The sequence below is a fragment of the Hwangdonia sp. genome, from assembly GCF_048381975.1.
In the GTDB taxonomy this organism is placed as follows: Bacteria; Bacteroidota; Bacteroidia; order Flavobacteriales; family Flavobacteriaceae; genus Hwangdonia; species Hwangdonia seohaensis.
The window spans coordinates 392,799-408,032 of sequence record NZ_JBLWYT010000002.1; the positions used below are offsets into that span (position 1 = coordinate 392,799).

At 38.7% G+C, this 15,234-nt stretch carries 4 protein-coding genes; all 4 read right to left on the bottom strand.

The features are described from left to right. Positions 1-18: 18 nt before the first annotated feature. The 4 genes from ACN5J7_RS05715 to ACN5J7_RS05730 all read right to left on the bottom strand — a co-directional run bounded on the left by ACN5J7_RS05715 (position 19) and on the right by ACN5J7_RS05730 (position 15,224). Entirely contained in the window at positions 19-3,834 is a 3,816-nt protein-coding gene (locus ACN5J7_RS05715; RefSeq protein WP_418603150.1) for a LamG-like jellyroll fold domain-containing protein, read from the bottom strand. 453 nt (positions 3,835-4,287) lie between these two features. Further along, positions 4,288-8,490: a LamG-like jellyroll fold domain-containing protein gene (locus ACN5J7_RS05720; RefSeq protein ID WP_418603151.1), complete on the bottom strand. Its 4,203-nt coding sequence runs from the start codon at positions 8,488-8,490 to the stop codon at positions 4,288-4,290. Between the two features lie 503 nt (positions 8,491-8,993). Beyond that, positions 8,994-14,441, bottom strand: a complete 5,448-nt coding sequence (locus ACN5J7_RS05725; RefSeq protein ID WP_418603152.1) for a choice-of-anchor D domain-containing protein — start codon at positions 14,439-14,441, stop codon at positions 8,994-8,996. Between the two features lie 243 nt (positions 14,442-14,684). Continuing rightward, positions 14,685-15,224, bottom strand: coding sequence for a T9SS type A sorting domain-containing protein (locus ACN5J7_RS05730; protein ID WP_418603153.1), 540 nt, complete (start codon positions 15,222-15,224; stop codon positions 14,685-14,687). Positions 15,225-15,234 lie beyond the last annotated feature (10 nt).

A 15,234-nucleotide genomic window follows, 5' to 3' on the forward strand; every position in this document is an offset into this window, starting at 1 on the left:
ACCAATGCATTCAACTCACTATTTTATCAATACTTTTTTGGAAAGTTTTCCATGTTCGGTTTCTATTTTTAAAATATAGGTGCCTGCCTTTATTTGCGACGCTTTGTACTTTAAATAATCGTCGTTTGAGCTTATTTTAAATTTGAAAAGCGATTGCCCAAGAATATTTATCATTTCAACCGATTCAATAAGTTGTGCGTTCGGGTTGTGCACAATAACTTGGTCTTCTTCATTTGAAAAATAAACTTCAATAGATTTTTTATTGGCGTCGTTTGTGCTTAGTGATTGCGACCCTTTTGAGAACGTTATCTCAAAACGGTTTAAATATTCGCCAACCGGTAAATGCACGTCGTAAGGCTTTTGGTTTAAATCGTGATACACATCTAATTCTTTATCGTGCAAATAAATGGCTTTATTATTATCCATGTTTTCAAGCTCATCAATTTTAATCGTGGCCAAACCTTCTTGGTTGATTTTAAGGCCCAATGGTAATATTTGATTATTATCAAAATTGTTCACCGCTTGAATAACGAAGTTTTTATTCGAAAAAATCCAAAATAAATCTTCAACATTATCCTCAATTAAAGGGGCGTCGTAACCTTTGTCAATACCACTTGTGGCATTTTCATCAGCGCCAACCAATAGTTGACGGTGGTAACCTTTTGGTGAGTCGAGCATCAGTCTGATTTTTTGTCTATCGTCCAAATCGGTTTCAGCGGTACTCGATTTTCCTTTTGATTTCGTGCCTTTTAAAAACAATGAAGGATTGGAGGCTTCGGTTTTAAAAATACGTTGGCTATTCTTAAAAGTAACGGTTCCGCCAGCATCGGCCGTTACAAAAAATCCTTGGCTAACCGGAATGTACTGCTTGGGCACTTTTGTCCCTATTTTTCCTGAGGCATTGATTCTGGTATCCGTTGCAACGGCTTTAATACCACCCATAAGTGTATAGGTTGCATAGCCACCTTGGTATTCGCGCAACACGTGGGTATTGCCGGCAAAATGGTCCCAGAAATAAAGGGTGCCGTCTATAATATTGCTTGTTGCCCTACCGGCTCCATCGCTAATATTGTCTAATATAAACTCGTCGGCATCTATGGCCGAGGCGTAGGGGTTGCCCACCAAATAATCGTTTCCGGCGGATAGGGTTAAGGTAATATCGCCATTATGTGGCTTCCCGTTAAAGACATAATTTTGTTTTTCGGTAAATGATAATGCGCTGTTATCGACGCCTTTCATGGTATAGCCCTCTCCGGCCAATATGGTCCCGGTGTTTTTAACATGTTGCCAGGAGGCATAATTATCGGTTAATTTATTGGCATATTTCCAAATCCAAGTAGATGCAATTCCAACTGGCGTTATACCCGGAGAGCCCGGTGTTCCATTGTGCCCAGAAACAAACGTGATGGGCAGCGGAGCTGTTGGAATGGTTCCGTCGTTTAGCACATTGGCAAGTGTGTAGCTGTTATTGTTGCTTGTTGTGTTACTTATGCCAACGGGCGACGACCAGTAATTATAGGTGTAAAAATCCTTGGTGCCTTGTTGGTCGCGTTCTAAGGTACCTGAGCTTGTAACGTCCAGTGAGCTATCTTCGCTTTGAATGAGTTGCGATTCGCCTTGCAGATCGAGTTTACCATCTAATTTTAAGTACTTCGATACTAATAATCCATGGCCCGTGCCGAGACCGGTAGACACATTGGTAGTACCATTTACTTGAATTTTGTTTGAAGCAACAATTAAGCCTAAAACGGTTGTATTTTTATTTATTTCTATATTATGATTTGTAACAACTATATTCCAATCTATTTGTGTGCCATAAAGTATTGAATTAGGAATGTATTGTACCGAATTATCTAACCATGTGCTGCTGCTGTCCCAATCTCCGTTGGCTGCTGTTGTATATGGCAGAGGTGCTGTTTGAAGTTGAATGGAACCTGTATTGTTTTTTGAAATCCCGTGTATCTTCTGGCTTGAATGGTCGACAGCCGTATTATCAGTCATCGGATAATAACCTCTTAAATTAGTCCACAACAGATTATTAGAAATACTCGAAGGCATTACTTTGCCTTTAACAGCTGTTTCGTTTTGAAGAATTTCCTGATTCATCATTTCGCGCAATTGCTGCTCAGTTAATGCAACATTCCATAGTCGAACTTCATCGATATATCCGTTAAAATAATGTTTTGGTGTGGTCGGTGTACTACTATCATAAGTTGCACCCAACATAAAATTTTTGTTATTGTTTAAAGGTGGCGATGAATTACCGCTGGCAACTAAAACACCGTCTAAATACAAAGAGGCTGTGGTGCCATTATAAGAAGATGCTACATGATGCCATATATTATTAGTTATTTGATAGGGTGAGGTGATATTTAATATTTCAGCTCCGGAATTGTTGTACCATGATAAATTGGGAAATCCATTTTTAATAGATAAATGATACCCTCTAAGGGCACCTGCTTTTGCATCTCCTTTCGATATTACAGTGGCTGTTGAAGCATTTGATTTTTGAAATACCCAAGCTTCCAATGAAAACGATCCATTAAAATTATGATTGTTTCCAAAGTCCACGTAACTACTAACTCCATCAAAATCAACAAATGTATTTTCTATACAAAGTGTAAATGTTCCTTCATGGCCAGCATAAACATCAACAGAAATATAATAAGTATTCCCTGAAGTTAAACCATTTGCAGATAAAATAACATCATCGTTAGTAGAAGCATATCGACTGCTAGTTACCTCGGTTAGGCCGTCTGCCTCCCATAAGGCAATTTGAGTGGCTCTTTGCGTACCCTTTGATCCGCCGATGTCAACTGTAATATTTATTTGTCCCGTTGTGGGTGCTGTAAATTTAAACCATCTGTTCTTTTTAGGTCCATTATTGTTCCAGTTCGTTCCTTTATTTCGGTCTGGAGAGGCATTAATGGTGGTGTATTGCGCATCTGCTGAGCAAGAATTTATCAAACTTGTAACATCAATAGCGGCTTCATAAAAATCATAATCTACCTTATCATCAACACATAGGCTAAAACTGCCTTGGTAATTGGACCCAGCATGGTTGTCGACAGAGATATAATACCAGTCTCCAATAGTTAAATTGGCAGATTGAACGTTAATGGAGCCTTTGGAACTGTGATAGGTCGCACTTGTAATTTCGGTTCCCGAGCTGTCCCAGAGCGCCAAAAACGGATAGCGCATGGTTCCCAATGTTCCGCCCATGCTAATCTGTGCATTGACTTCGGTAGTGGTGGCCTGAAATTTGTACCACACATTGTAATTCGGTCCGTTTTTCCAAGACGATCCTTTAATGCCATCTGGCGAGGCGTTAAGGGTGGTGTACTCAGCATCTGCCGAACACCAATTGGATGTATGCGGAACGACCATGGCTTTGTCCTTAAAATCGTTGTTGACCACATTATCGATACATAAACTAAAGCTGCCTCTGTAACCGAACCCAACATGATTGTCGACAGAGATATAATACCAGTCTCCTATGGTTAAACTATTTGATTGTACGTTAATGGAGCCTTTGGAACTATGATAAGTCGCACTTGTAATTTCGGTTCCCGAGCTGTCCCAGAGTGCCAAAAACGGATAGCGCATGGTTCCTAGTTTTCCACCCATGCTAATCTGTGCATTGACTTCGGTTGTGGTGGCCTGAAACTTGAACCACACATTATAATTCGGTCCGTTTTTCCAAGACGATCCTTTAACGCCATTTGGAGAGGCATTAAGGGTGGTGTACTCGGCATCTGCCGAACACCAATTGGACGTATGCGGGACTAAAGAAGCATTCGCAAAATCGTCATTCGCCGGTGCTTGTGAAAACATACCAATTGAATTAAAGACTGTAATTGCAAATAACAGGGGAAGAGCCCGCTTTGGATGACATTTGTTTAAAAACTTAAATATTTCGCAAATAAATGCGCTAAGCAATTTAATATTGTTCATAATAAGGGCAAATAATGATTTGAGAGAAATCAATAATTAAACCCAATAGTATAAATTAAATCCATGAAATGCAAAAAAAATCGATAAAATGAATTAATTTGTAATAATTACCATCTAATTCGTCAATTTGTGAATTACAACAAAAAGTAAATGCCAGAAGAAATTGGAGTTGTTTAGTTATAGTAAATGAACTAATAAATAGGGGTTTATGCGAACATTTAGAGTGTTGTCTGAAGTGTTAATTTATAAAACAAAGAAGTCCTGAAGGTCAGTTCAGGACTTGAGTATAGTTAAGTTAAAAATAGATTTGGGATAGCCAATTCGATCAACTCACTATTTTATCAATACTTTTTTGGAAAGCTTTCCGTATTCGGTTTCTATTTTTAAAACATAGGTGCCCGCTTTTATTTGTGACGCCTTGTATTTTAAATAATCGTCGTTTGAGCTTATTTTAAATTTGAAAAGCGATTGCCCAAGAATATTTATCATTTCAACCGATTCTATAAGTTGTGCGCTCGGGTTGTGTACAATAACTTGGTCTTCTTCATTTGAAAAATAAACCTCAATAGATTTTTTATTGGTTTCGTTTGTGCTTAGTGTTTGCGACGATTTTGAGAACCTTATCTCAAAACGGTTTAAGTATTCGCCAACCGCTAAATGCACATCGTAATCCTTTTTCTTTAAATCCTGATATACATCTAGCTCTTTATCGTGCAGGTATATTTTTGTAGAATTAGGAATATTTTCTAATGCGTCAATTTTAATCGTGGCCAAACCTTCTTGGTTAATTTTGATACCTAGAGGCAATACTTGTGTCCTATCAAAATTATCCACCGCTTGAATAACGAAATTTTTATTAGAAAATATCCAAAATAAATCTTCAACATTATCCTCAATTAAAGGAGCGTCGTAACCTTTATCAATACCGCTTGTGGCATTTTCGTCTACACCAACCAACAGTTGACGGTGGTAACCTTTTGGCGAATCCAGCATCAGTCTTATTTTCTGTCTATCGTCCAAATCCGTTTCAGCGGTACTCGATTTTCCTTTTGATTTCGTGCCTTTTAAGAACAATGAAGGGTCGGAGGCCTCGGTTTTAAAAATACGTTGGCTGTTTTTAAAGGTAATAGTTCCACCGGTATCGGCCGTTACAAAAAAGCCTTGGCTAACCGGAATGTATTGCTGCGGCACCTTTGTCCCAACTTGCCCTGAGGCATTAATTCTGGTATCTGTTGAAACCGCTTTGATACCGCCCATTAACGTGTAGGTAGCATAGCCACCTTGGTATTCGCGCAACACGTGGGTGTTGCCTGCAAAATGGTCCCAAAAATAAAGGGTGCCGTCAATAATATTGCTTGTTGCCCTACCGGCTCCAGCACTGATGTTGTCGAGTATAAACTCGTCGGCATCTATGGCCGAGGCATAGGGGTTGCCAATTAAATAATCGTTTCCGGCTGATAAGGTTAGGGTAATGTCGCCATTGTGTGGTTTTCCGTTAAAAACATAGTTTTGTTCTTCGGTGAACGATGTCGCGCTGTTATCGACGCCTTTCATGGTATAGCCTTCTCCCGCCAATATGGTTCCGGTGTTTTTTACGTGTTGCCACGAAGCGTAATCATCGGTTAATTTGTTGGCATATTTCCAAATCCAAGTTGATGCAATGCCAACAGGCGTTATTCCCGGAGAACCTGGTGTTCCATTGTGCCCGGATACAAAAGTAATGGGTAAAGGTGTGGTTGCAACCGAGCCATCATTTAGTACATCGGCAAGTGTGTAACTGTTATTATTGCTTGTTGTGTTGCTTACACCAACGGGCGACGACCAGTAATTATAGGTGTAAAAGTCCTTGGTGCCTTGTTGGTCGCGTTCTAAGGTTCCTGAGCTTGTAACCTCCAGTGAACTATCTTCGCTTTGAATGAGCTGCGATTCACCTTGTAAATCAAGTTTACCGTCTATTTTTAAGTACCAACTATTGTTTAATAGTTTATCGTTGTTAATAGCAAGTGTGGCACCGGAATCTATTAATAAGCCAAGAGTGTTGTGATTATTTGAGGTGTTTACATTGTTTTTTATCGAAACGATAGACCAATCCTTGTTAGTCGTCTCATTTTCTATATCCCATACATTACCGTGAAGCCAAGTCCCTTCGGTAGACCAATCCCCATCATTGGACGTTGTATAGGGCATTGGTGCGGTTTGTTCTTGAACAGTGGTTATGTAGTTTATATATAATAAATTATTATAGCTGGAATAATCAGACGTTGTGCCCATTTGAATATTGGTCATTGGATAATAGGCCAATAAATTATTCCAAGGGATGGTAGTACACCCTGATATATCTCCAATATGTTTTGGAACCATGCTTCCGGTTACGTATCCAGCGTTGTTTACAATTTCTTGATAAACCATTTGTTGAATTTGCTCAGAATTAAGGGCTGTGTTAAATACCCTAACTTCATCAATATCTCCTTTAAAGTATTCTTTATTAAAAGATTCGCTTGAAAGTCTACCGACTTCAAAGTTTCCGTTTGAATTTCCTGTAACCTCTATTGCAGCTCCAGAGCTTCCTACGTTTTTCGAACTCACTAAAGTGCCGTCTACATATAAGGCCATAACACCAGTTGCGCTAGTGTACGTTCCTGTTAAATGATGCCATTCATCATAATTTATATTGGCACAGCTACAGCCTAAAATTGATTCAGCATTACCTGAAGTTTTTACGGTAAGCATAGGTTTTTTGCCATTTTGCAACCACAATTTAAAGCCTGTGTCTTCTCCGGCGACAACCATATCAGTTGAGTTTCCAGAATCTGTTTTAACCCACGCCATTACAGTGACATCGTTTAATCCGTCTATAAAGCCCGTTCTCGATAGGTAATCATCAACCCCATCAAAATCTATGGAAGCGTAAATAGGTAGACTAATATCAAATAAATCTCTATAATCTAAATCACCGCCTAATGTTAAATCGGAGTCCGTGTCTGGTAAAATAGATAAATCCGTAGGGTCTTCAATATCTTCATTCACATCCCAAACAACGTCCATTACACCATTTGTTTCAAAAGCATTATTTAGTCCATCATTATCAACATCAGCTGCAGTAGAAGTATCTGCCATTCCGTTTTCTTGAATATCTAAATACCCGTCATTATCAGAATCCGTATCCAAAAAATCGGGAATTTTATCCCCATCGGTATCAACCACCAATAATCCGGTGCCGTAATTTATGTCTATCCCATTGGTTGATATGGTTCCTGTAGGCACTAAGTAGCCTATGGTTGGTTGTGCTTCAACGTTATCCGGGATACCATCGGCATCACTGTCAATATCCAAATGATTGTATCTGCCGTCGCCATCATCATCTTCACCGGTGACAATAATGAGTGAATTGGCGTTAAAATCCAAGAACTCACATTGTGTAAACGACATACCAAACTGACGTGTTGATGTACCGGTACTTGTTTTTAAGGCCTGCATTCTCATGGTAAAGGAATTACCAATAAATTGATAATATGCACGCAGTACTTTTAAATTTGAAAAACCTGGTCCCTCTTGAAGTCCTGAGGCGCTTATTTGGATGTTGTTTGACCCAAGATCTAAAATTTCTAAATTTGAAGGGTTTTCAACGCCGTATGCTGCCGGGTTTTGGTAAACCACCGATTCTTTTAAGCTACCGCTACCATCGCAATCCCATGTAATACCATTGACTCTAAAAATTTGAGTTGATGGGGAAGTGGTTCCTGCATCTACAATGGTAAACTTAAAGGTGGCTCCCGGAGTGCCGACGCCGGAAAAAGTGAGTTCGGTTTGTAAGTAGGTTGGGTTATCGACCAAATCGTTATCGATATTGGCAATGGTTGTATTGTTCAATTCCGTTATTTCCATTAAGACATCATACCCTTGAATAGCATTTCCAAATCTATAAATAGAGCCAACCGTACCAGCCGACCCAGAACTTGCTGAGGCATCATAAGTACCATTAATAAAATCCAAGGCGGGTAGTGTACACTCAAACCTGTTTTTTCCCAGGTTTTCAATGGCATCCGTAATACCGTCGGCATCATCGTCATAATCTAAATAATCAGCAATACCATCGCCATCGGTATCTGTTAATGCGTTACATACGGCATCGCCACCAGACACGTTAAAATATAATGTATCGCCTGAGGCACTAGCGCTGCTCCCGTTGTTGTTTAATATCTCAATACCTGCCACTTCAACCGAGACAAAGCTTCCGCCAGACCATCCATTATCGGCTATATCGTATAGTTTTATGTAGTAATTATTTCCATTGGTCACGCAACCTAAATCGTACCGGCCTCCATAGGCTTGAAGTGGACCCGTTTGTGTAGCGGAATAACATTGCGAATCATCGCAAATAGTTAGGAGTAAATCATTTGTGGTATTGTATACCTCAATTTTGTTTTCGTAAGAATTGCTTGGCCATTTAACTTTTATTTTAACTCCTGAATTTTGAGCAAAAGAAAGTGTAACAGCAAACAATAGGCCAAGAGCCACAAGTAGTTTTGTTTTCATTTTGTTAGATTTTGGGGTAAATCGAAATTAACTGTTTTTCAATATGTTAAAAATTTAAACATATTAAAACTTTAATCGATAAAAACCATAAAACACTTGTTAAACATATCGATTTATTGCTACAATACTAATTAAAAGTTAGCAGACTATCAAATAAAATGACCATTATTTATCGATTAAACGGCTATTTTATACGATAAAATACATTTTTATGTAAGACAAACATTAATTGAGATAGGTTTTATAAAATTATAATAGGTTTGAAAAATCTACATTTTCGTTTGATAACACCTTTAGTAAACCTGCTATTTTTTTCAAATCCATCGAAGAATTTTAATGTGTTGAAAATCAGTATTCTTATGAATGCCAAGTTTCTCTTAAACTGGATGGTTTTGTTTGAGCTGTGAGTTTAACCCTATTCTAAAAAAAAAGTCCTGAATAAATATCCAGGACTTTAACAAAACATAGCTAGGAAAAAATAGATTTGGGGATCTACACTTCAACTATTTGATTAATATTTTTTTAGAAAGTATGCCTTGGTCGGTTTTCATTTTTACAATGTAAACGCCAGTGGTGATACTTTTTGTTTTATGCTCTATATAGTTTTCTTGTGATTTACTGTTAAACTGATAAATAGACTGCCCTAAGATATTGTAAACACTTACAGACTCAATGAGTTTTAAATCTGGGTTGTGTACAATAAAGCTTTCTTTTTCGTTTGAAAAATAAACCTCAAGATTGGCGTTTTCAAAATCGTCGGTTCCCAAGATTTTTGCTGCATTAAAGGTGATTTCAAAACGATCTGAATATTCTCCTTTAGATAAATAAACTTCGTAACTACCTTGGTTTAAGTTGTGGTAAGTACCCGATTCTTTATCATGTACATAAATGTTGGTGGATGCTTTTATGTTTTCCAGAGCATCAATTTTTATGGTTGCCAACCCGTCTTTGTTCGTTTTTATACCTAATGGAAGTATTTGGTCATCATTAAAATTATTTACGGCTTGAATGAGGAGTTTTGCACTATCAAATTGCCAGTACATGTCTTCTTTATTTGATTCAGCAAGTAAGGCATCATACCCTAAATCGAAATTATTTGACGCATTGGGATCGACTCCAACAAGGAGTTGACGGTGGTAGCCATTTGGTGAATTAAACATCAACCTGATTTTTTGTCGTGTGTCTTTATTTTGATTTTTCGCGCTAGATGTTGTTTTATTGCCATTTTTAACAAACAAGGACTGGGCAGCACCTTCTTTCATAAAGGTGCGTTGGCTGTTTTTAAATTGAATATTGCCGCCTACTACAGGTTGGGTGATTCCGGGGTCGTTTGGTGCGCCAACCAATGAGGCATCGGCAATGGCCGATACAAAAAAGCCTTGTCCCACCGGAATGTATCGTTGGGGTGTTATGCTGCCCATTTGCCCAGTGGCATTAATTCTAGCGTCATTTGAAATAGCAACCGATCCACCCATCAATGTATAAATGGCATAACCACCTTCGTATTCTGCCAAGGCATGTGTGTTATTGGCAAAATGATCCCAGAAATATAGGGCGCCATTGATAACGTTGTCTGTGTTGCCCGCTTTTCCGCCATCGGTAGCACTAATGTTGTCTCTAATAAACTCATCCGCATCCATAGCTGATGGGTATGGGTTTCCTACTAAATATTCATTACCAGCGCCTATGGTTAGTGTGAAGTCGCCATTGTTTGGTTTTCCTTGCAATATATAGTTTTGGTCTGGCGTTGCTGTGCCAGGGCCTTTCATGGTAAAACCTTCGCCAGTATCTAAAGTTCCGGTGCTTCTAATATGTTGCCATAGTGAGTATTCATCACCAGTTAAATTGGCGAATTTCCAAATCCAATAATCTGCATTTCTAACAGGAGCAGTAGTGCCATTATAGCCAGAGCTTATAAAACCAACATTTGTAATTACATCTTGTAAAGTGTAGCTATTGTTGTTTGTTGTAGCATTGCTTACACCCACTGGCGAACACCAATAGTTGTATAAATAGGTGTTTGAGTTTCCTTGCTGGTCCCTTTCAAGTGTTCCGGAACTAGTTGGGTCTAAATCACTACCATCGGTTTGGATAAGTTGCGATTCGCCTTCTAAATCTATTGTGCCGTCAAGTTTCAAGTAATGGGATACGGTTAAGGCTATGCCGTCGTTTGTTGCCGTGTCTCCGTTAACTTGTAAACTGCCACTGTTTATTATTAAACCTTCAACCGTACAATCTCTAGACCGCACACCAGTTGGTGATGCGCCTAAATAAACGTCGTTATTAATTTCAACAATATTCCATTCAATGGGTGTTGTACCATCAACAATGGAAAGTGCGTTGGGTAATGTTTGTACGGCGTTGTTTAACCATGTAGCATCGGCATCCCAAGAGCCAGCCGCTTGCGATTCGTATGGGAATGGTGCCGTTTGATGGTCTACGGTGTCTAAATTTCTTAAAGCACCTTGATGATTGTTGCCAGACATATCGTTAGTATTTGTATACGTGTATACAGACATAGGGTAATATCCAGCTAAACTCGCCCAAGCGATAGGAGCCAATTCATAATTGGTAATCGTGGTTGGTACAACATCTCCACCTATTAGAGTTGGAGTTGGTGTTATGCTAGCATCAATTATTTCTTGATTCATGATATAACGCAACTGATCTAGAGTAAGTGCAACATCCCAAACGCGAACTTCATCGATGTTTCCGGCAAAGAAATCTGTAGTGTCTGGATCGTAACCATCTGCTGCTGCAATAATAAATGATTGAGTTGTTGCCACAGGAGCAGGTAATGATGAGGCGGAAGTATCGGCAAAACCATCAATATACAATGTTGCATTTCCGCTATTATAAATAACAGCAACTTGGTGCCATTCGTTTTCTGGAATTGCTACGGAAGATGTTAAAGTTGCCGCGCCACCGTTTAAGGTAAATTCAAATTGACCTGAACTATTGATTCTAAAATCATAACCTTCAGAATTAGCCGCATCTCTTTTTGAAACTATGGAAGCATCCGTTGTTCCTGTATCTCTTTTAATCCATGCCGAAATTGTAAACTCTGTAGTATTCAAATCTAAGTTATCTTCTACATCAATATAGTCTGCAATACCATCAAAATACACAGAGCGCTCAACGATAACCTGCGGTGCATATCCAAAAGTGATGTATTTTATACCATCAAAATCATAATTGGTTTCTAAATTTCCGCTTCCGTCAGGAGTTAAAACTCTATAATCTGCAGTTGGGTCGAAAACGGGTGTATCAGAAATAAACATTAAATAACTTCCTGGTGGGGTAATATTTCTAATAGCATTTTGAGGGATTCTAACCTTACAGGACGGGATATCGCCACCATTTTCAACCACTTTCCAAATGCGTTGCATACCTGTAAAAGTAACGGGAGTACTTAGGCCTCCAATGCCAGCGCTCATTTCTACATTTATAACAGCAGCAGCTAAATTCAAGTCTGTTCCATTATCTCCCCAGATTAAAAATTCTTTATCGTTTGCAAATGTGCTTGTGTTTAAATTGTTTGTGTTAGAAATATCAGATAGGCCTATGGTTAAAATACCTTCAATAGGGCCAGAGCCATCTGTTGCATTGTTAATACTGCTTGATTGTTTTTGATTTAATTCTGATTTATCATCACGACCAATGCCTGCAATATTATAGTTGTAACCAGAGTTTGCTGATTGATCCCAAATTACTGCGCCATCACTATCCACATAATCTTGCGAAGTGCCATTAACACCCAAGGTAATACCATATTTTATGGCTAAATACGATTGTATTCTGTTGCGTTCTTGGGTTAAATCTGCATCATTTTTACGAGATGAATAGGTGATAACTTCTGCAATTCTAGCATCTGTAGTAGCTTCCCAGCCTTCGCTACGTCCAATCCAATATCTTGAATTGTTAACATTGGCAAAATCAGGTACATCATTTTGTACAGTTTCTATGTCAGTCGCATTATAGTATAATTCTTGTTGGGTAGCACCACTATTGTTTCTAACATTAATGATACCAGCATTGCTATACGTATTTCCCGTTCCTGTTTCTGCTACACCGTAGCCATTTCCACTGTTAGTAGTTCCATGTGCGTAAGAAATAATTTCACCCGAGAAGCGAACGGAATATGCCCCTAAACCAACACCAGTAGCATCTGTTTCGTTAGCTCCAATATTTTCATCTCCACAAAACACATCCATACTACCAAATGAATTATTTACCGTAACATTTGGAAGCAATACAATGAATACATCTTGTGAATAGTAGCCACCCGTACCTTGTAAAAACTCTGTGGACGTATCATCAAAAGAAAAATCGCCATCTAAGTTAAAAGATGATGAATTATTATTGAAATCGACTACAGGGTTAAAATTAATGTTGTAAGCTGGGTCGTCTCTATATGTAGGCTCTACACCAACCACTGGGGCAGTGGCGTCATAACCATTACTAGTTTGATCCTGCCACGTTGTAACGGATTGACCAGTAGTGTAACTTAAACCAGCATTACCTTTTAACCATAGCTCTAAATTTGCATCTATACCACCTGGTGCTTGAACAAGCACACCGACTCCTTGAATGTTGAAAGTATAAGGGTTTTCACCATCGGTTGAGTCGTTATTAGCAATAGAAACCCAAGCATTTTTAGTACCTACGGTTGTTGGATCGAAAGTGATTGTAAAAGTTGTACTGCTACTAGTAGCAATCGGAGTGGAAGGCGCAGTTGTTACTGTAAAGTCTGCCGCATCAGCACCTCCAATTTGCACTAAGGGTGCTCCTGTTAAGTTTAAGTTAGAAAGCGTGCCTAAGTTATGAATAGTAAATGTGTTAGCGTTAGTACTACCCGCAATGTTTACATTTCCAAAATCGGTATTATTTGTAGCTGAAGGCGTGTTGGTTAATGGTAAATCATGTGGAACACTATTACCATTACCTATAATATCTATTTCCTGCAAAGTAGTTGTACCCGTGCCTTGTATATTGAAGGTGTATGGGTTTTCGTCTGCATCATCATTTGCTATGCTAACTGTGGCTGTTCGTAAACCTGAAGCACTTGGGTCAAAGGTAATAGTATACGTTGTACTGCCACCAGCTGCTACTGATGCAGACGGATTTGCAGTAACCGAAAAATCACCCGGGTTTGCACCGCCAATTACCACTAAAGGACCACCAGTTAAGTTAAGTGTTCCTGTACCTGTATTTTGAATTGTAAAAGTGTTTGCATTTGTGCCAAATGTAAAATTAACATTTCCAAAATCAGTATCGTTTGTTACAGAAGGCGTGTTCGATAATGTTGGGTCGTTAACAATATTATTACCTGCGCCTTGTATATTTATTTCTGGAAATGAGCCTGAAACAGTAGTCATTCCCACATTATCTATGGCAATATCTCCAGCCCAACTAGAGCCACTAACACCTCTAAATCTTACTTTTACTGTGCTGCCAACATAAGGTGTTAAATCGAGACTTACTTGTGTCCAAGTATTACCTTGATTTCCAGATAAGGACCAAAGTGAGGTCGGGTAAGTAGAACCATTATCGGTACTTAATTCAACATGTAGACTACCAATATTGCTTCCATACATGTGATACCAAAAAGAAAAGTTTGCAGAAGATGAGCTTGTTAAATCAAAACAAGGGCTTTCAAAATTAGCTGTATCTCCGGATGACCTAGGCGAAGACGTTTCAATATACATGTACCATGTATCTCCATTACCCGCTGAAGGTCCCGTATTGGACGAAGGTGTTCCACCCGAATCTCTTGTCCAATTAAATATGTCTCCAGTATCTTGTGTCCAAGCACCTATGGAAGATTCAAAGTTTTCGCTATAAGGGTATGAGCTTATTGTTGTTCCACATATCTGCGAAAACGCATTTGTTGAGAGTAATATACCTGCTATAAGTATACTAGATCTTATTAAAAATGCAATATTTTTCATAAGAGGTTAAATTTTTAGGTTGGGACTAAGCATTTTACTGGTCAAACTTACATGGAAACTCTATGAAATGCAAAAATAATCGACGAAATACATTATTGATTTTTTAAATAATTGATTATCAGTAATTTGTATTTTTAGATTTTTGTTGATTTTTTAGAGAATTATTAATAATTTGATAATCAGCGTGATATAAAAAGAGCTGAATTATGAGATTCAACTCTTTTTCAATTCAGTTTGGTTATATTAATATTTAATTAATCTTTTCATTATACTCGCTCCGCTTTTATTATTAATAACTTTTAATAAGTATGGTGCTTGCTCTAACTTGTTTAAGCTAGAAATATTTATTGTTCCGCTAATACTAGAATACTGTTTGTCTAATACCAGCCTACCGTTCAAATCATATATTTTGATTGTAAATTCGCTGTTATTATAACTCAGCGGTAATTTGATACTAATATTTCTATTAAAAGGATTTGGTGTTATAAGCACATTGTTCATATTAAAATCATCATCTATACTTAAGGTGCCATCGGGTGTCCCAGCATTACAATCATCGTCAATCCCATTGCCAGAGATTTCGGCGGCTCCAGGGTTGATGTTGGCATCGTTGTCGTCACAGTCGTCCACGGTCGGCGCATCGGTGGAGTAGCCGGCTCCCGGCGATGTGCACTGGGTCGCGGTAATCTGGCTCCCGAAGAACCCGTCGCTGTCGCTGTCCACGCCCAGGTACCATACGGTATTTGGGTTGATGTTGGCATCGTTGTCGTCACAGTCGTCCACGGTCGGCGCA

Bases quoted from the DNA above. Each gene is read 5' to 3' on its own strand.
- ACN5J7_RS05715 (WP_418603150.1), bottom strand. From the start codon at position 3,834: ATGTTTTCACAAGCACCGGCGAATGACGATTTTGCGAATGCTTCTTTA.
- ACN5J7_RS05720 (WP_418603151.1), bottom strand. From the start codon at position 8,490: ATGAAAACAAAACTACTTGTGGCTCTTGGCCTATTGTTTGCTGTTACA.
- ACN5J7_RS05725 (WP_418603152.1), bottom strand. From the start codon at position 14,441: ATGAAAAATATTGCATTTTTAATAAGATCTAGTATACTTATAGCAGGT.